The organism is Paracoccus indicus (genome assembly GCF_003056335.1).
Taxonomy (GTDB): domain Bacteria; phylum Pseudomonadota; class Alphaproteobacteria; order Rhodobacterales; family Rhodobacteraceae; genus Paracoccus; species Paracoccus indicus.
In genome coordinates, this window is the sequence record NZ_PYWA01000002.1 from 137,092 (window position 1) to 154,331 (window position 17,240).

The following is a 17,240-nucleotide window of genomic DNA, read 5'->3' on the forward strand; positions in this document are numbered from 1 at the left end:
ATCCGCCTAACGTGTTTTCGGGTTGAGATATTCGCTGAGGCGGTCGCCGATCAGGTTCACCGACAGCACAAGAAGAAACAGGCAGACGCCGGGAAAGGTCGCGATCCACCAGGCGCTGGTGACATAGTTGCGCCCGACGCTGAGCGTCGCGCCCCAGCTGGGGGTCGGGGGCTGCACGCCGAGGCCGAGGAACGACAGCCCCGCCTCGAACAGGACCATCAGCCCGAATTCCAGCGTGGCGATGACGGCCATGGCGGCGATGATGTTGGGCAGGATGTGGCGCAGCAGGACGCGCGGCCAGGACGCCCCCATGGCGCGGGCCAGCCGGACATAGGGCATGCCCGCCACCGACAGCGTCTGGCCATAGGCCACGCGCGCATAGCGGGGCCAGCGGGTCAGGGCCAGCACAAGAATGACGTTGACGAAGCCCGGTCCCAGCACTGCGACCGTGATGATGGCCAGCAGGATCGCAGGGATCGACAGGAAGATGTCGACCAGCCGCATGATCACCGTCTCGGTCCAGCCGCGCAGGTATCCCGCCGCCATGCCAAGGGTCGTGCCGACCACGCCCGACAGCACCACCGACAAGAGCGCCACCGACAGCGACACCCGTGCGCCATAGATGATGCGGCTTAACAGATCGCGCCCCAGCTCGTCCGAGCCCAGCAGATAGAGCGTGCCGCGCGCCTCGGTTCCCGGCGCCTTCAGTCGGCCCATCAGGTTCTGCGAATTGGGGTCGTTCGGCGCGATCAGCGGCGCGAAGATCGCGATCAGCACCAGACCCAGCAGGATCAGCGAGAAGGGCCCCGCGATGCGATAGAGCTTGGCGATGCGCGAACCGACATGGTGCGGTGTTGCAGCAAGGGTCATGGGCGCGATCCCCCCAGCCTGATGCGCGGATCGACGACGGTATAGAGCACGTCGGCGGCGAAATTCACCGCGATGGTGACGAAGGCGCCCAGCAGCACGACGCCCTGCACGACGACGAAGTCGCGGCTGACGATGGCCTCGACCGTCAGCTGGCCGAGGCCCGGCCAGGCAAAGACGGTTTCCACGATCACCGCGCCCGCCAGCAGCTGCGAGATCTCTAGCGCGGTGACGCTGATGACGGGGATGACCGAATTGCGCAGCAGGTGATGCGTGACCAACCGCCCCGTGCCGACGCCGCGGGCACGGGCGCTGCGGATGTAATCCTTGGAAAGTTCGTCCAGCACCGCGCTGCGGGCGATGCGGGCATAGGTCGCCATCGACAGCAGGCCAAGCGCGATGGACGGCATGATCAGATGTTGCAACGACCCCGCCCCCGAGGGCGGCAGCCAGCCAAGCCAGACGCCGAAGACCATGATCATCATGATCCCGCTCCAGAAGGTCGGCATGCTCTGGGCGGCCAGCACCAGCCCCATCAACACGCGGGTGACGGCGAAGCGGCGGCCAAGCGCCAGGATCAGCCCGACGGGCAGGCCGATCACCAGCGCCACGATCAGCGCGCCCCCCGCCAGTTGCAGCGTATAGGGCAGCCGCGAGGCGATGATCGTCGTCACCTTGACGTTCTGCACGAAGGACCGGCCCAGGTCGAAATGGGTCATGTCCCACAGGAAGCGCCCGTATTGGACCAGCAAAGGCTGGTCCAAGCCAAGCGTGCGGCGCATCGCCTCGATATCGGCCTGGGTCGCGTTTTCCGGGACCAGCAGATAGGTCGGATCGCCGGTCAGACGCTGGATGAAGAACACCAGCGTCATGACCCCGAACAGCGCGATCAGCGCCTGGCCGATCCGTTTGACGATGAACAGCTGCATGGGGCGGCCTTACTCGGACCAGGTCATGCGGTTCAGGAACAGGCTCTCGTTCGCGGTCGGCGTCCACTCCAGCTTGTCCGATGCGCCATAAAGCGCGACGGCCTGATACAGCGGCAGGATATAGCGCTGATCCTCCATCCGGGTCTGGATCTGGCGATAGGCGTCCATGCGCTGGTCTTCATCCAGCGTGCCGCGTGCCTTTTCCAGCAGCGCGTCGATCTCGGGGTCGTCGACCCGCGACCAGCTGGAGGTCGAATGCAGCAGCGGGAAGATCACCCCGTCCACGTCCTGACAGGCGCAGGACCAGCGGCCGAAGCCCAGGATCGGGCGCTTGCTGCGGTCCTCCTGGCGGCTGTCGCCCAGATAGGTCGCCATGTCCACCATGTCGATCGATGCGTTGAAGCCCGCCTCGGACAGCATCTGCTGAAGGGCCTGGACGATGCGCTGGTCGAAGACCGGGGCGGTCTTGATGACCATCGGTTCCTGTCCCGCCTCGCCCTTGGCCTCGACGATCTCGCGGGCGGCTTCGGGGTCATAGGGGATGGGCGCGACGTCGGGGATATATCCGAAATGCGCGGGCGTCGCCATCTGGTCCACGACCTGTTCGCCGCCGCCCAGGATGCCCGCCACGATGCCTTCGCGGTCGATGGCCATGGCCACGGCCTTGCGCATTTCCGGATCGTCCAGCGGCGCGCGCTGCGTGTTCAGCCCCATGAAGCCGATGCGTTCGGTGGGTGCCGACAGCACCTTGACGCCCGACGCCGATTGCAGCTGCATCACCTGGTCGCTGTCCAGCGAGACGACCAGATCGGCCGTCCCCGCCCGCAGGTTCGCCACCCGGGTCGAGGCATCGGGCACCGCCTTGAAGGCCACCTGTTCGAACGGCCCCTTGTCGCCCCAATAGTCGGGATTGACGTCCAGGATCACCTCGACCCCGCGGCGCAGGCTGCCGAACTTGTAGGGGCCGCTGCCGACGGGGGCCTCGTTGAAGGCCTCATCGCCGACTTCCTCGACCACATGCTGCGGCACGATGGACAGGTTCACCAATTGCGCCAGCAACACCGGATAGGGGCTGGCGGTGGTCAGCACCACCGTCCGGTCATCCTTGGCCACCGCATCGGTGATCGAGTTGAACTGACCCAGCTGCGGGCTGCCCAGTTCCGGATCGGTGATGCGCTTGACCGAGAACGCCACATCCTTGGCGGTCAGGGGCGTACCGTCGTGGAAGGTGATACCCTCGCGGATGGTCATCTGCAGTTCGGTATCCGACAGCTGTTCCCAGCTTTCCGCCACCTGCGGCACGATCTTGCCGTCATTGTCGCGCGTGACCAGATTGTCGAAGATGTTGCGATAGACGTAATAGCTGTCGGGGTTCCACTGCATGTGCGGATCCAGCGACGAGGGCTCGTTCACAAGATCGACCGTGAAATCGACGGCCAGCGCCGGAACGGCGGCGGCAAGGCTCAGCGTCAGCGCGGTTGCGGCCCGCGCCATGGTTATGCGGAATGTCATCCTATCCTCACTGTTGGGGTGGGGGCGTCCCGGCCTTTGTCGGCGGCGGGGGATGCCGTCTTGGCGGAGGCGGTCTTGGTGCCGCCCTTGATGGGGTGAAGGTCCAGCTCGTTCCTCGTCTGCATCAGCCCGTCGGCGGCGAAATCGCGCAGCGCCTGCTGATCGGCGCGGCAGGATCGCGCCAGCGCCTCCGCATCGCCCCGGATCAGCGCATCGCAGAAGCCCGCCATGTCGCGGGCGGGCAGGCGGGCCTCGGTCGTCAGTTCCAGAAAGCGCCGGATGCGGTCGGCCTTGTCCCAGAGCGTCCCCAGCACCTGCCCGATCAGCGGGTTGATGCGTTCGGCCGCGAGGTCCAGCACCATCCGTTCATAGCCGCGCAGGCTGTCGCGCGCCGCTGGCTCGGGGCGGTCGCGCAGGGGCAGGGCGATGGTAGCCAGTTCCCGCAGGCGGTCCTTGTCGCGCGGCGTCAGCGTCGCATCGGCCAGCGCGGCCTCGGCGAAGGCGAGAGCATGCAGCACCTGCCCGATATGGGCGCCCGTCATCGGCAGGACCCGCCAGCCAAGGCGCGGGATCGCCAGCATCAGCCCCTGCGCCGACAGCTTGGCCAGCGCCGCCCGCGTGGCCGCGCGTCCCAGGCCGAAGCGTTCGGCCAGCTCGGCCTCGGGGGCTGTCGCGCCGGGTGCCAGCTGGCAATGCAGCACCGCCAGCCGCAGCCGTTCCTCGGCCAGATCGGCCTTGTGGCGCGGTTGCAGCGGATCGGGGGCGGCGGTGAAGGGCGAATGCGGGTCAAACATGGAAATGTCCTGAGTGTCTTATGAACATGTTCAGACAGCTTCACTGAGATGTCTAGAAAATTCTGACGCGCCGATGCGGCCCACTGACGGAGTGCCTTTGAAATAAGCGTATGGGGCGGTTCCCGAACGGCCCCGCGCCTTGTCGTATCGACTGTCCTGATGAAAAAGTTGGCGACCCCGGGAGGACTTGAACCCCCAACCCCAGACTTAGAAGGTCCGTGCTCTATCCAGTTGAGCTACGGGGCCGCGCGGCGACCCGTTGCGGATCGCAAGGTTTGTTTAGCCGCCTTCGCGGCGGCTTTCAAAGCCATATTGCAGGTCAGTCCAGCGCCCGCGTCATGAAGACCGAATTGGGGTCGGGGCGGTAATCGGCAAATGGTGGGCATTCGCTGAAACCTTCGCGCATGTAGAGACCGCGGGCCGCCACGAAGGTGGGCTGCACGCCGGTTTCCAGTGACAGGCGGGTCAGGCCCTGTTGGCGTGCATGGGCGACGAGGTGGTTCAGCATCATGCGCGACAGGCCGCGCCCGCGGTGTTCGGCCAGGACGTGCATGGACTTCAGCTCTCCGTGGCCGTCGCCGTGATCCTTAAGCGCGCCCATCGCCATGGGGGTGCCGTTGTCGCGGATGACGAAGAAGGCGATCGCGGGATGCGCCAGCCCCGAGGCCGGCAGCATGTGGATCGATTCGGGCGGGGTGTCGGCCTGCATGTCGGCGGTATGGCGCTGGAACAGCAGGTCCAGATCCGGGCCGAGCGGGCTTTCGCGGTGGATGGTCGGGGTCATTCGGACGGCCTTTCGTGGCGCCGGACGCAGGGCAGTGACCCGCGTCCGGCGATCTTCCCGGTTACAACACCTTGTCGAAGACGGGCCGCAAACGGTCAAGCGTGCCGTCCACGTCCTTCAGCTTGTCCAGCCCGAACAGGCCGATGCGAAAGGTCGAGAAACCGTCCCCTTCCTCGATGGCCAGGGGCACGCCCGCCGCAATCTGGGTGCCCTGGGCCGCGAAGGCCTTGCCCGATTTCACCTGCGGATCGTCGGTATAGCTGACGACGACGCCCGGCGCCTGGAAGCCCTGCGCCGCCACCGAGGCGATGCCGCGTTCGGCCAGCTCGGCACGGACGGCCCGGCCAAGCGCCCATTGCGCATCGCGTGCGGTTTCCAGCCCGAAATCGATGGTCTCCTGCATGGCGTCGCGCAGGCCCAGCAGGGCGTCGGTCGGCATGGTTGCGTGATAGGCGTGGCCGCCGTCCTCATAGGCCTGCATCATCGCGCGCCATTTCTTCAGGTCCAGCGCGAAGCTGTCGCTGGTGGTGGTGGCCAGCCGTTCGGCGGCACGTTCCGACATCATCACCAGACCCGCCGAGGGCGAGGCCGACCACCCCTTCTGCGGGGCCGAGATCAGCACGTCGACACCGGTCGCCTTCATGTCCACCCAGACCGCCCCCGAGGCGATGCAATCCAGCACCATCAGCGCACCGACCTGATGGGCGGCATCGGCCATCGCGGTGATGTAATCGTCGGGCAGGATCAGCCCGGCGGAAGTTTCCACATGGGGCGCAAAGACGGCATCGGGCTTGGCCTCGATGATCTTCGCCACGACCTCGTCTATGGGGGGCGGGGCATAGGCAGGTTGGGGCGCGTTGCCGGTGGGGCGGGCCATGACGACGGTCGTGTCGCGGGCAAAGCCGCCCGCCTCGAAGATCTGGGACCAGCGATAGCTGAACCAGCCGTTCCTGACGATCAGGGCATGGGCGTCGCGCCCGAACTGGCGGGCGACCGATTCCATTGCGTAAGTCCCGCCGCCCGGCACGATGACGACCTGCGCTGCGCCATAGACCTGCCCCAGCATCCCAGACAGATCGCGCATGACCTGCTGGAAGCGTTGCGACATGTGGTTCAGGGACCGATCGGTGAAGACGACCGAGAATTCGTCCAGACCCTCGGGGTCGATCTCGGGGCGCTGATGGGGCATGGGGCGTCCTTTCGTGGCTTTGGCCGAACCCTAGCGTGGCACACCCGCGCCCGCCAGAGCGGCGAAAGGCGCAGTGCCTCTTGCGCCCCCGCCATGCCCGCGACTAGGTTCGGGCTGTCAGCAACATCAAGGTTTTCCATGCGTATCGGCATACTTCAATGCGGCCAGTCGCCTGCGCAGTTGAAGGACAGCTTGGGCGATTACCCCGACATGTTCGTTCGCCTGCTGGGCGGACGGGGCTTCGACTTCGACATCTGGCACGTCGAGGAGATGCAGTTCCCCGATGACATCGACGCGGCCGACGGCTGGCTGCTGACCGGATCGCGCCACGGCGCCTACGAGGATCACGCCTTCATCCCGCCGCTGGAAGAATTCATCCGCCGCGCCTATGCGGCAGGCGTGCCGATGGTGGGCATCTGCTTCGGTCATCAGATCATCGCGCAGGCGCTTGGCGGCAAGGTCGTCAAGCATCCGGGCGGTTGGGCCGTGGGCACGCAGGATTACGACTTTGGCGGCCAGCCCGTGACCCTGAACGCCTGGCATCAGGATCAGGTCGTGACGCTGCCCGAAGGGGCGCAGGTCGCTGGACGCAACGCCTTTTGCGAAAACGCCGCGCTGATCTATGGCGATACGGCCTTCACGGTGCAGGCGCATCCCGAATTCAAAGACGACTTCGTTCAGGGGCTGATGGACACCCGTGCCAAGGGCGTCGTGCCGGAAGACCTCTTGGCGCAGGCCAGCGCCCGCATGGGGCAGGCGGATGGCTCGGGCCTGCTGGCCGACCGGATCGAGGCCTTCTTCAAGCAACCGCGCGCCCTGACGCGCCCCGACGCGCAAGGTGCCGCATGACCGATTGGACCGACAAGTTTCCGCAGGCCGCCCGCGATTTCGTCGCAGGCCGCCGCCTTGACGAGGTCGAATGCATCGTCGCCGACATCGCGGGCGTGGCGCGCGGCAAGGCGATGCCCGCCTCGAAATTCGCGCGGCAGGAACAGTTCTATCTGCCGAACTCGATCTTCCTGCAGACGATCACGGGGGAATGGGCCGACAATCCCTCGGGAGCCTTCACCGAACCCGACATGGTGATGACGCCCGATTATTCGACCGCGACGGCAGCACCTTGGACCGCGGATTGGACCGTGCAGGTCATTCACGACGCGCTGGACCAGCAGGGCAAGCCCGTGCCCATCGCGCCGCGCAACGTGCTGAAGCGGGTCGTGCAGCTTTACGAAGACAAGGGCTGGAAACCCATCGTCGCCCCGGAGATGGAGTTCTTTCTGGTCGCCCGCAACATCGACCCGAACCAGCCGATCATCCCGCCGATGGGGCGCACGGGCCGCCGCGCCGCCGCCAAGCAGGCCTATTCCATGTCGGCGGTCGACGAATACGGCAAGGTCATCGACGACATCTATGATTTCGCCGAGGCGCAGGGTTTCGAGATCGACGGCATCCTGCAGGAGGGCGGCGCGGGGCAGGTGGAAATCAACCTGAACCACGGCGACCCCGTGGCCCTGGCCGATGAGATCTTCTTCTTCAAGCGCCTGATCCGCGAGGCCGCCCTGCGCCACGATTGTTTCGCGACCTTCATGGCCAAGCCCATCGAGGGCGAGCCGGGCAGCGCGATGCACATCCACCACTCGATCACCGATCTGGCGACTGGCAAGAACATCTTTTCCAACGATCAGGGCGGCGAGACGGATGCCTTCATGCATTTCATCGCCGGGATGCAGAAGCACCTGCCCGCGGCCATCGCGCTGCTGGCGCCCTATGTGAACAGCTATCGCCGCTATGTCCCCGACTTCGCGGCCCCGATCAACCTTGAATGGGGACGCGACAACCGCACCACGGGCCTGCGCATCCCCATTTCGGGGCCCGAGGCGCGGCGCGTGGAAAACCGTCTGGCGGGGATGGATTGCAACCCATATCTGGGCATCGCTGCCAGCCTTGCCTGCGGCTATCTGGGCTTGCTGGAACAGGAAAGCCCGCGCGCCGAATGTCTGGGCGACGCCTATATCTCTCAGGATGACGAGCTGCCCTACAACCTGGGCGATGCGCTGGACCTGATGGCGGAAAGCACCGCCATGCGCAGCGTGCTGGGCGAGGAGTTCGCCGATGTCTACGAGGCCGTGAAGCGCAACGAATACAAGGAGTTCCTGCAGGTCATCAGCCCTTGGGAACGCGAACATCTGCTGCTGAACGTATGAACCTGCTGCATCTGAACGACAGGCCGGGGGAATATCCGCCCAGCCTTTATGCCGGGGATGCCGACAGCGGGCGTATGGACCCGCTGCGGGGGGATCAACGCGCCGATGTGGTGGTCGTGGGCGCGGGCTATACCGGCCTGTCGGCGGCGTTGCACCTGGCGCGGCGCGGCCTGTCGGTGACCGTGCTCGAGGCGCAGCGGGTGGGTTTCGGTGCATCGGGCCGCAATGGCGGTCAGATCGGATCAGGCCAGCGGCAGGAGGTCGATTGGCTGGAGGCGCAGATGGGCCGCGACATGGCCCGCCGCTTGTGGGACCTGGCCGAAGAGGCCAAGGCGCTGGTCCGCGATCTGGCGCATGCGGGCGGCGTGCCCGTCCGTGACGGCATCGCCCATGCCTGCCGCACCGCCTCCGAGGTGGAGCACGCCCGCCACATGGCCGACCATCTGGCGCGGCATTACGATTACGACCGGGTGGAGCCGCTGGACCGTGACGGCATGGCGCGGGCTTTGGGCAGCGATGCCTATGTCGGGGGCGATCTGGACCGGGGCGCGGGTCACGTCGATCCGCTGGCGCTGGTCCGCGCCATGGCCGCACAGGCACAGGCCGCTGGTGCCAGCATCCACGAGGGCAGCGAGGTCACGCGGATCGTCCACGCCGCCCATGCGGGTGGCAAGTCGCGCGTGGAAACCGCGCAGGGCAGCGTCAGCGCCGATCACATCGTGCTGGCCTGCAACGGCTATCTGGGCAAGCTGGACGGCCATGTCGCCGCCCGGGTCATGCCGATCAACAACTACATCGTCGCGACCGAACCCTTGGGCGACAGCCACCCCGAGATCCTGCCGGACCGCATCGGCGTGGCCGATACGAAATTCGTGGTGAACTACTGGCGCATGGACGACCGCCGGCGGCTGGTCTTTGGCGGCGGCGAGACCGTCACCTATCGCTTTCCGCGCGACATCATGGGCGTGGTGCGCCCGCATCTGCTGTCGGTCTATCCGCAGCTGCGCGACGTCAGGCTGACCCATGCTTGGGGTGGCACGCTGGCGATCACCATGAACCGGATGCCCTGCTTTGCGCGACCTGCGCCCAACTGCCTGTCGGCCAGCGGCTTTTCCGGCCACGGCGTCGCCATGGCCACGCTGGCAGGCCGCCTGATGGCTGAGGCCGTGGCCGGTCAGGCCGAACGTTTCGACGTCATGGCATCCGTCCCCACGCGCCCCTTCCCGGGCGGAGCGATGCTGCGCGGACCGCTGCTGGTGGCGGGGATGGCCTGGTTCGGGTTGCGCGACCGCTTGGGCTTCTAGCCGCGCGGCAGGCCCATCCGGTCCAGCACCTGCTGCCGGATCAGCGCCGATTGCTGATCGGGCACGCCCAGCAGGCCCGCGACCAGCCGGATCAGGCTTTCCTCATCCGCGGCGCGGGTTTCGTCGGCATAGGCGACCTCCCACAATGCGGCCAGCACGCCTGCGCGGTCTTCCAGCGCGATGCGGTCCTTGATCTGGCGGGTGAAGCGCACGGTGTCGCTGGCCTGCGCTTCAAGCTGCTCGGCCTCGGCGCGGCGGTCGGCGGCCTCTTCCGGGGTCAGACCGTGGCGGCGGGCCAGCACGCGGTCGATGCGCATCCGCTCGGCGTCGTCGTAATTGTCGTCCGACCGCGCGACCCGCACCAGAAGCGCCGCGATGGCCAGCTCTGCCTCTTGGCTGCCCATGGGTTCGGGGTTGGGGGCGTCGCCCATCAACAGGTTCAGGATATCCTTGAACATGGTCCGTCCTTTCCGGGGGCCTCAGCCCGCCCAACCCTCGACGATGATGACATCGGCCTGCGACACCGGATCGCGCAGCGCCTTGGCCGCCTGATAACCCGCACTGTGATAGCAGTCCCGCGCCGCCTGAAGCGAGGGGAACTCGATCACGACGCTGCGCTGACGCGCCTGGCCTTCGACGACCTCCTGCGGTCCGCCGCGCACCAGAAACCGCGCGCCGTATTCCGCGAAGGGCACGGCATTGGCCCGGCGATAGGCGTCATAGGCGTCGGGGTCGTCGATCGTCACATGGGCGATCCAATAGGCTTTGGTCATTCCGCCTCCGGGATGGTGATGCGCCCTTCGGCCACGCGAACCGCGCGACCCGACACATGAACGGCGGCCAGTCTGCCCCCCTGAACGGTGACGCGCAACCCGATGCGGGAGGGGCGACCCATCTCGATCCCCTGGCGCAGGGTCAGCGATGTTTCACCCTCGGGCAGGGCACCGGCGGCCAGCAGGGGCGCGGCCAGCGTCGCGGAGGCCGACCCGGTGGCCGGATCTTCGGGAATGCCATTGGCGGGGGCGAACATGCGGGCGCGAAAGCCCTCGCCATCGGGGGCGTAGGCGTAGAGCTTGGGCGTCTTTGCGGTCAGCGCCTCGAAGGCGGCACCGGCCGGGCGGGCCTGCGCCACGGCATCCAAATCGCGCAGGGGCGCAAAGATGAAGCCCGGTCCGGCATGGGCGACGACAGGCCGATGCGACCCGAAGCCCAGCTGATCGGGCGACAGGCCCAGACCTGCCGCCACCGCTGCCGGTTCGACGGCCTCGCCCAGTTCGGGCAGCACCGGTGCCCGAAACTCGGCCAGCCCGTCCGAGATACGGACAGGGACCGGGCCCGCCTCGGCCTCCAGCACCAGATCGCCGTCCTGTCCTCCGGACAGATGAAGGGCGCAGCCGATGGTAGGATGGCCCGCAAAGGGGATCTCGGCCAGGGGCAGAAAGATGCGGACGCGCGCGCGATGGGCGGGGTTCGCGGGGGACATCACGAAGATCGTCTCGGATAGGTTGAAATGGCGCGCGATGGTCTGCATCTGCGTGCCGTTCAGGCCGTCGGCCCCCGTGACGATGGCCAGGGGGTTGCCGCTGAAGGCGCGGTCGGTGAAGACGTCATAGACATGATATTCCAGCATCCGCGCATCTTCCCCCTGCCGCAGGTGACATCAGGGGCGCTTGGGCCGCCCCTCAGTACTTCTGCGGCACATAGAGGTCCCGCGGCAAGACCTCGCGTTCGTAATCGGGGTTGAAGACGCGGTCTGGCAGGCGGACTTCTTCGTGCGGGACGTCGTCGTAAGGGATCATCCCCAGCAGGTGGTCGATGCAGTTCAGGCGCGCGCGCTTCTTGTCGTTGCCGGGCACGATGTACCAGGGCGCCTCGGGAATGTTGGTGCGTTCGAACATGTCTTCCTTGGCCTTGGTATAGGCTTCCCACCGGACGCGGGACTGCAGGTCCATGGGCGACAGCTTCCACTGCTTCAGGGGATCGTGGACCCGCATCTGGAAGCGCATCTGCTGTTCCTCGTCGGTGATCGAGAACCAGTACTTGATCAGCCGGATGCCAGACCGCACCAGCATGCGTTCGAATTCCGGTACGTCCTGGAAGAATTGTTCGACCTGATCCTCGGATGCAAAGCCCATGACGCGTTCGACGCCCGCGCGGTTGTACCAGCTGCGGTCGAACAGCACGATCTCTCCGCCCGCGGGCAGATGGGGGACATAGCGCTGGAAATACCATTGCGTCTTTTCGCGGTCCGATGGCGCAGGCAGGGCCGCCACCCGCACGATGCGCGGGTTCAGGCGTTGGGTGATGCGCTTGATGGCACCACCCTTGCCGGCGCTGTCGCGACCCTCGAAGACGACGACGACCTTTTCCTTGTGGTGGCTGACCCAATCCTGCAGTCGGATCAGCTCGGACTGCAGGCGCAGCAATTCGCGGAAATAGGTCTTGCGCTCCATCCGGTCGGGGTGATGGGCGCGATAGATGCGACGGATCTCGGCCGACAGCATCGCATCCTCCAGCTCCAGCTCGATATCCTCGTCGAGGGTCTCCTGCAGTTCGGCTTCCAGCCAGTCCTTGTAGTCGTCGTGCATTGCTGTCTCCGGGGGCTTTGCTGCGTGGTCTAAGCGCGGAATGTAACGGGATCGCGTCAGCGGCGGAATTCGCGGACGCATTCGGGGATGACCGCCAGGACGAAGCTGCCGTCGCGCAGGTTGTCCACGGTGCCGCACCATGTGCCCGCGGTGGTGAACAGGCTTTGCGTCCCGCGTGCGGGGCGATAGGCGACGCGGCGACCGTTCACATCGAACAGGTTCAGCACTCCGCCCGCGTTGCGCGCGTAATATCCCAGCACGTCGCCCTGCGCGGTGAAGATCAGCCGCTTTTCATTGGCCGGGTTCGAGGGGCGGTTTTCCCAGGCAGACGATGAATTGGCCGTGTTGCCCGACGAATTCCATGCCGCATGGGGTGCATTGCCGGGGCGCGAGGGGCTGTTGGCTGGGTTTCCCGGTCCCACGTCGAAGGGCAGCTGCGTGCGGTCCAGCACGACCAGCGGCGCATCCGCAAGGGCGGGCGCGGCAAGAAGCCCCAGTATGAAAAGCAGGCGGATCATGGTGGCCCCGTGGATCATTGGCGTCGGGCGCATCATGCCCTTTTGCGCGCCGCGATGACAGCCTTGCCGATGGGTTGTTGCGCCATGCCCCGCGCGGGCCTAATGCCGGTGGGGCAGGGTGCCGCATCCGCATGGTGCGGCGGCGGCGCCTGGCAGGAAAAAGGGACAGACCATGGCCGATGACGATTACGTCTATGACGAGGTGACGGGCGAATGGCGACCCGCCAGCGAGGTCGCGGCCGAGGCCGATGCTGCGCGGGTGGTGCGCGACAGTGCCGGAACGGTGCTGGCCGATGGCGATCAGGTGGTCCTGATCAAGGATCTGAAGGTCAAGGGCACCAGCACGGTGCTGAAACAGGGGACGGTCATCAAGTCGATCCGCCTGACCGACAACCCCGCCGAGGTCGATTGCCGCCACGATGCGGTCAAGGGCCTGGTGCTGCGGACCGAATTCCTGCGCAAGCGCTAGGGGCTCAGGGCTTCGATGATGCGGTCCCATTCCGCGCGGTTCCCCGGCACGCCAAGGCGCAGCCAGCGCGCGGAATAGGGAAAGCGCCGCGACCAGATCTGCGCGCGGGCCAGCCTGTCCTGCGCAGCCTTGGCATCGGGTGTGTCATAGAGGCGGAACAAATGCGTGCCGCCCGCCTGTTTCCATCCCGCCCCGACCGCCAGCCGGTCCAGCCGCAGGGCCGCCTCGGCGTGATAGCCGATGGTGTCGTCGGCCCAAGCCAGATCGGCCATGGCCGCCGTGGCGATCTGCAGCGCGGGACCGTTCACCGACCACGGCCCCGCCGCCTGCGCCAGCCGCGCCAGCAGGTCGGGCGCGCCGATCACGAAGCCCAAACGCACCCCGGCCAGCCCCCAGAACTTGCCGAAGCTGCGCAGCAGGGTGCAGTTCCGGGGCAGGTCGCGGGCCAGCGACAGGTCGGGGCGCGGATCGGCAAAGCTTTCGTCGATGATCAGATGGCCGACCTTGCCTGCCAGATCGCGCAGCACCTGCGGCTGCCATTCCCGCCCGTCGGGGTTGTTGGGGTTGACCACCACAGCCAGATCCGCGCCCCGCATCACTTCTAGCGTGGGGCAGGGGGCGACCTGCCAGCCCGCCGCCGTCAGGCTGGCGGCATGTTCGTTGTAGGTGGGCGTCAGCACCGCCGCGCGACCGACGGGCAGGACCCGGGGCAGCAACTGAATGGCCGCCGATGCCCCCGCCACCGCCCTCAGTTTTTCGGACGCGCAGCCATACCATGCCGCGGCCACCTCAAGCAGCCGCGATTCGGCCTGACGGGTCGGCAGATCGCGCCATGCGCTGTCGGATATGGCGGGCACCGGCCAGGGGCGGCGGTTGATCCCTGTGGACAAGTCGATCCAAACCCCGGGACCAAAGTGCATTTGCGCCTCGTCCAGATTGCCTCCGTGATCGCGCTGCATCTTGGATTCCCGCCTTAATTCGCGCCCCGAGTGCTAGGGCAGAACTTATCCCCATGCAATCCATCCCCAGAAACCGACTTTACAGGAATGCCCCCTGTCGCCACGATATATGGTAATCGAAAGGCGTCCAGACGCCCTGTGTTGTGTTTTTACCAAGCGGCCATGCCCGGATCGGGGCGCGGTCATCCAGAAGGCAGACGATGTCATTTTCCCGCGCCTATATCGCCAGCGACGAAATCCATCCCATCGACATCGTCGAGGCGGTGGCCAATCATCATGATTGGGAATTCGACCGCCTGGCCGATGACGAGATCACCATGGTCGTCGAGGGTCAGTGGCGCAACTATGTCCTGACGCTGGCCTGGGTCGCCAAGGACGAGGTTCTGCGCCTTGCCTGCAGCTTCGACCACGATCCCCCAGAAGGGCGCTTGCCGCTGATCTATGAAACGATCAATCTGGCCAACGATCAGGTCTGGGACGGCGGCTTCACCTATTGGGGCGGCGAACGGCAGATGGTCTGGCGTTACGGGCTGGTGCTGGCGGGCGACATCATCGCCTCGACCCGGCAGGTGGACCAGATGATCGCCAGCGCGCTTGCCTCGTGCGAGCGGTTCTATCCCGCCTTCCAGCTGGTCGCATGGGGGCAGACGGCGCCGCGCCCGGCGCTGGACATTGCCTTCGGGGAAACCTACGGCAGGGCATGACGGCGGCAACGTCCGCCTGCCACACAAGGGGGAAGCGGATGAGCGATTTCGAAGATATCAATGCACGCGGGCTGGTTCTGGTCGGCTGCGGCAAAATGGGCGGGGCCATGCTGAAGGGCTGGCTGTCGCGCGGGCTGGACCCGGCATCCGTGACCGTCATCGATCCCAAGCTGGCGCCCGAATGGCAGGACAAGGGTCTGAACGTGAACGGCGATATGCCCCGCGATCCGGCGGTGGTGGTGCTGGCCGTCAAGCCGCAGATGATGGGCGACGCCCTAGACCGGATGCCCGATCTGTCGGAGGCGCTGGTGATCTCGGTCGCGGCGGGCACGATGATCGCGACCTTTGAAAAGGCCTTCCCCGGTGCGCCCATCGTGCGCGTCATGCCGAACACCCCTGCCGCCATCGGCAAGGGCATTTCCGCCATGATCGGCAATGCCGCCACCACCCCCGCCCAGCTGGACCTGGCCGAGACGCTGATGCGCGCCGTGGGCCGCGTCGTGCGGTTGGACAGCGAAGACCAGATGGATGCCGTCACCGGCCTGTCGGGCAGCGGGCCGGCCTATGTGTTTCACATGATCGAGACGATGGCCCAGGCCGGCGAGGCGCAGGGCCTGTCGCCCGAACTGTCGCTGGAACTGGCCCGCATGACGGTGGCGGGCGCGGGTGCGCTGGCCATCGACGCCGACGAGGATCCGGGCGTGCTGCGCCAGAACGTCACCTCGCCCAATGGCACGACGGCCGCGGGGCTAGGGGTGCTGATGCAGGATCTGCCCGACCTGATGACCCGCACCGTCGCCGCCGCCGCCGATCGCGGTCGCGCCTTGGGGCGCGGCGAGGCATGACCATCAGCTTCGACGATTTCGCCAAGGTCGATATCCGCGTGGCCACCGTCACCCATGCCGAACCCTTCCCCGAGGCTCGCAAGCCCGCCATCAAGCTGTGGCTGGAGCTGGGCGATCTGGGGGAACGCAAATCCTCGGCGCAGATCACGCGGCATTATGATCCCGAAGCGCTGGTCGGCAAGCAGGTGCTATGTGTGGTGAATTTGCCGCCCCGCCAGATCGGCCCCTTCATGTCCGAGGTGCTGGTCCTTGGCGTGCCAGACCCCGACAACGAGGTGGTGCTGATCCGCCCCGATCAACCCGTCCCGAACGGAGGAAAGCTGTTTTGAAACTGCTGGTCACCCGCCCCATGACGACGCGCGCCCGTGCCGCGATCATGGATGAATTCGACGCGACATTCCTGGAAAACACCAAGCTGGATGCCACGCAGGCCGCTGAAGCCATGCGGGATTACGACGCGATCATCCCGACCATCGGCGACGCCTTCACGGCGCAGGCCTTCGAGGGCCCGCTGCGCTGCAAGATCCTTGCGAACTTCGGTGCGGGCTTCAATCATATCGACATCGAGGCAGCCAGGCAGGCCGGCATCACCGTCACCAACACCCCGCATGTCGTGACCGACGCGACCGCCGACATCGCCGTTACACTGATGCTGATGACCCTGCGCCGTGCCTCCGAGGGCGAGCGCCTGCTGCGGGCGGGCGAATGGATCGGCTGGAACCCCACGCAGATGCTGGGCCGCCATATGTCCGGTGCCAAGGTCGGCATCATCGGCATGGGCCGCATCGGCAAGGCCATCGCGCGCCGCTGCCATTTCGGCTTCGGGATGGAAGTGGTGTTCTTCAACCGCTCGACCGTCACCGATCTGGACCATCCGGCGCGACAGATCCCCGACCTGCACGACATGCTGAGCGGCTGCGACGTGGCCGTCATCGCGGTGCCGGGTGGCGATGCGACCCGCGGCATGATCGGGCCGGACGAATTGGCGGCACTGGGCGCGGACAGCTTCCTGATCAACATCGCCCGCGGTGATGTGGTGGACGAAGACGCGCTGATCGCGGCGCTTTACGCGGGCACGATCGCGGGGGCCGGGCTGGACGTCTATGCCAAGGAACCGCAGGTGCCGCAGGACCTGATCGACGCGCCCAATACCTCGCTTCTGCCGCATCTGGGGACGGCCACGGATGACACCCGCACGCAGATGGGTTTGCGGGCGCTGTCCAACCTGACGGCCTTTGCCGCAGGGCAGGAACCGCCCGACCGCGTCGGCTGATCACGACCAGTTGTGGGAACCTGCGATCCCTGCCGCGTGTTGTTCAATCAGACGCACACGATATGCAAGGAGCGCATCATGAACTGGGATATCATTCAGGGTAAATGGACGCAGCTCAAGGGTCAGGCCCAGGAAAAATGGGGCGAGCTGACCAATGACGATCTGGATCAGATCGACGGCAACAAGGACCAGTTGGCCGGCAAGCTGCAGGAAAAATACGGCTGGTCCAAGGAAGAGGCCGACAAGGAAATCAACGACTATTTCGCGGACAAGTAACCGCGGGTTGACTTGACCGGTTGAT

At 66.3% G+C, this 17,240-nt stretch carries 21 protein-coding genes and 1 tRNA gene; 9 read left to right on the forward strand and 13 right to left on the reverse strand.

Annotated elements, in window-relative coordinates; genetic code table 11:
* Window positions 1-6 precede the first annotated feature (6 nt).
* The 7 genes from DDE75_RS03590 to DDE75_RS03620 all read right to left on the reverse strand — a co-directional run bounded on the left by DDE75_RS03590 (window position 7) and on the right by DDE75_RS03620 (window position 6,075).
* Window positions 7-870 carry an ABC transporter permease gene (locus tag DDE75_RS03590; RefSeq protein ID WP_108501028.1) on the reverse strand — a complete coding sequence of 288 codons (864 nt, stop codon included), beginning with the start codon at window positions 868-870 and terminating at the stop codon, window positions 7-9.
* Window positions 867-1,796: an ABC transporter permease gene (locus tag DDE75_RS03595; protein ID WP_108501029.1), complete on the reverse strand. Its 930-nt coding sequence runs from the start codon at window positions 1,794-1,796 to the stop codon at window positions 867-869. Before DDE75_RS03595 ends, DDE75_RS03590 begins: the two co-directional genes overlap by 4 nt.
* A 9-nt stretch (window positions 1,797-1,805) precedes the next feature.
* Entirely contained in the window at window positions 1,806-3,308 is a 1,503-nt protein-coding gene (locus DDE75_RS03600; protein WP_211659291.1) for an ABC transporter substrate-binding protein, read from the reverse strand.
* The gene (locus DDE75_RS03605) at window positions 3,305-4,102 is read right to left on the reverse strand and encodes a GntR family transcriptional regulator (RefSeq protein WP_108501031.1); all 798 of its coding nucleotides are present in this window, start codon (window positions 4,100-4,102) and stop codon (window positions 3,305-3,307) included. Before DDE75_RS03605 ends, DDE75_RS03600 begins: the two co-directional genes overlap by 4 nt.
* 169 nt (window positions 4,103-4,271) lie before the next feature.
* A tRNA-Arg gene (locus DDE75_RS03610) sits at window positions 4,272-4,348 on the reverse strand.
* A gap of 73 nt (window positions 4,349-4,421) precedes the next feature.
* Window positions 4,422-4,886, reverse strand: a complete 465-nt coding sequence (locus tag DDE75_RS03615) for a GNAT family N-acetyltransferase (protein WP_108501032.1) — start codon at window positions 4,884-4,886, stop codon at window positions 4,422-4,424.
* 61 nt (window positions 4,887-4,947) lie between these two features.
* Window positions 4,948-6,075, reverse strand: a complete 1,128-nt coding sequence (locus tag DDE75_RS03620; protein WP_108501033.1) for an aminotransferase class V-fold PLP-dependent enzyme — start codon at window positions 6,073-6,075, stop codon at window positions 4,948-4,950.
* A 138-nt stretch (window positions 6,076-6,213) separates the two neighbouring features.
* On the opposite strand from DDE75_RS03620, the gene DDE75_RS03625 reads away from it, so the two are divergent.
* The 3 genes from DDE75_RS03625 to DDE75_RS03635 are packed head-to-tail and all read left to right on the forward strand — an operon-like array spanning window position 6,214 to window position 9,583.
* Window positions 6,214-6,924 (forward strand): type 1 glutamine amidotransferase, encoded by a 711-nt coding sequence (locus tag DDE75_RS03625; RefSeq protein WP_108501034.1) that lies wholly within the window; start codon window positions 6,214-6,216, stop codon window positions 6,922-6,924.
* The gene (locus DDE75_RS03630; protein WP_108501035.1) at window positions 6,921-8,279 is read left to right on the forward strand and encodes a glutamine synthetase family protein; all 1,359 of its coding nucleotides are present in this window, start codon (window positions 6,921-6,923) and stop codon (window positions 8,277-8,279) included. Before DDE75_RS03625 ends, DDE75_RS03630 begins: the two co-directional genes overlap by 4 nt.
* Window positions 8,276-9,583, forward strand: a complete 1,308-nt coding sequence (locus tag DDE75_RS03635) for an NAD(P)/FAD-dependent oxidoreductase (protein ID WP_108501036.1) — start codon at window positions 8,276-8,278, stop codon at window positions 9,581-9,583. The genes DDE75_RS03630 and DDE75_RS03635 overlap by 4 nt, the downstream gene beginning before the upstream one ends.
* Here the strand turns inward: DDE75_RS03635 and DDE75_RS03640 are convergent.
* The 5 genes from DDE75_RS03640 to DDE75_RS03660 are packed head-to-tail and all read right to left on the reverse strand — an operon-like array spanning window position 9,580 to window position 12,689.
* Window positions 9,580-10,041 (reverse strand): tellurite resistance TerB family protein, encoded by a 462-nt coding sequence (locus DDE75_RS03640; RefSeq protein WP_108501037.1) that lies wholly within the window; start codon window positions 10,039-10,041, stop codon window positions 9,580-9,582. The genes DDE75_RS03635 and DDE75_RS03640 overlap by 4 nt on opposite strands.
* A gap of 21 nt (window positions 10,042-10,062) precedes the next feature.
* On the reverse strand, window positions 10,063-10,356 hold the full coding sequence (locus tag DDE75_RS03645; protein ID WP_108501038.1) for a DUF1330 domain-containing protein: 294 nt from the start codon (window positions 10,354-10,356) through the stop codon (window positions 10,063-10,065).
* Window positions 10,353-11,213: a PhzF family phenazine biosynthesis protein gene (locus DDE75_RS03650; protein ID WP_108501039.1), complete on the reverse strand. Its 861-nt coding sequence runs from the start codon at window positions 11,211-11,213 to the stop codon at window positions 10,353-10,355. Before DDE75_RS03650 ends, DDE75_RS03645 begins: the two co-directional genes overlap by 4 nt.
* 52 nt (window positions 11,214-11,265) lie before the next feature.
* Window positions 11,266-12,171: a polyphosphate kinase 2 gene (ppk2, locus tag DDE75_RS03655; protein WP_108501040.1), complete on the reverse strand. Its 906-nt coding sequence runs from the start codon at window positions 12,169-12,171 to the stop codon at window positions 11,266-11,268.
* A 56-nt stretch (window positions 12,172-12,227) separates the two neighbouring features.
* Window positions 12,228-12,689, reverse strand: coding sequence for a hypothetical protein (locus DDE75_RS03660; protein WP_211659292.1), 462 nt, complete (start codon window positions 12,687-12,689; stop codon window positions 12,228-12,230).
* Between the two features lie 172 nt (window positions 12,690-12,861).
* Between DDE75_RS03660 and DDE75_RS03665 the strand changes: the two genes are divergently transcribed.
* Window positions 12,862-13,158 carry an alkylphosphonate utilization protein gene (locus DDE75_RS03665; protein ID WP_108501326.1) on the forward strand — a complete coding sequence of 99 codons (297 nt, stop codon included), beginning with the start codon at window positions 12,862-12,864 and terminating at the stop codon, window positions 13,156-13,158.
* On the opposite strand, the gene cobD is transcribed toward DDE75_RS03665, so the two are convergent.
* Window positions 13,155-14,117, reverse strand: a complete 963-nt coding sequence (cobD, locus tag DDE75_RS03670) for a threonine-phosphate decarboxylase CobD (RefSeq protein WP_108501041.1) — start codon at window positions 14,115-14,117, stop codon at window positions 13,155-13,157. The two genes, DDE75_RS03665 and cobD, sit on opposite strands and share 4 nt — an antisense overlap.
* A 200-nt stretch (window positions 14,118-14,317) precedes the next feature.
* Between cobD and DDE75_RS03675 the strand changes: the two genes are divergently transcribed.
* From DDE75_RS03675 to DDE75_RS03695, 5 genes are all read left to right on the forward strand, one after another.
* A complete protein-coding gene (locus DDE75_RS03675) occupies window positions 14,318-14,821 on the forward strand; it encodes a type III secretion system chaperone family protein (protein ID WP_108501042.1) in 504 nt (167 codons plus the stop codon).
* Between the two features lie 38 nt (window positions 14,822-14,859).
* Entirely contained in the window at window positions 14,860-15,666 is an 807-nt protein-coding gene (proC, locus tag DDE75_RS03680) for a pyrroline-5-carboxylate reductase (RefSeq protein WP_108501043.1), read from the forward strand.
* Window positions 15,663-15,995, forward strand: a complete 333-nt coding sequence (locus tag DDE75_RS03685; protein WP_108501044.1) for a tRNA-binding protein — start codon at window positions 15,663-15,665, stop codon at window positions 15,993-15,995. The genes proC and DDE75_RS03685 overlap by 4 nt, the downstream gene beginning before the upstream one ends.
* Window positions 15,992-16,939, forward strand: a complete 948-nt coding sequence (locus tag DDE75_RS03690) for a 2-hydroxyacid dehydrogenase (RefSeq protein WP_245894607.1) — start codon at window positions 15,992-15,994, stop codon at window positions 16,937-16,939. Before DDE75_RS03685 ends, DDE75_RS03690 begins: the two co-directional genes overlap by 4 nt.
* A gap of 78 nt (window positions 16,940-17,017) precedes the next feature.
* Window positions 17,018-17,215 carry a CsbD family protein gene (locus DDE75_RS03695; protein WP_108501328.1) on the forward strand — a complete coding sequence of 66 codons (198 nt, stop codon included), beginning with the start codon at window positions 17,018-17,020 and terminating at the stop codon, window positions 17,213-17,215.
* The last annotated feature ends 25 nt before the right edge of the window (window positions 17,216-17,240 follow it).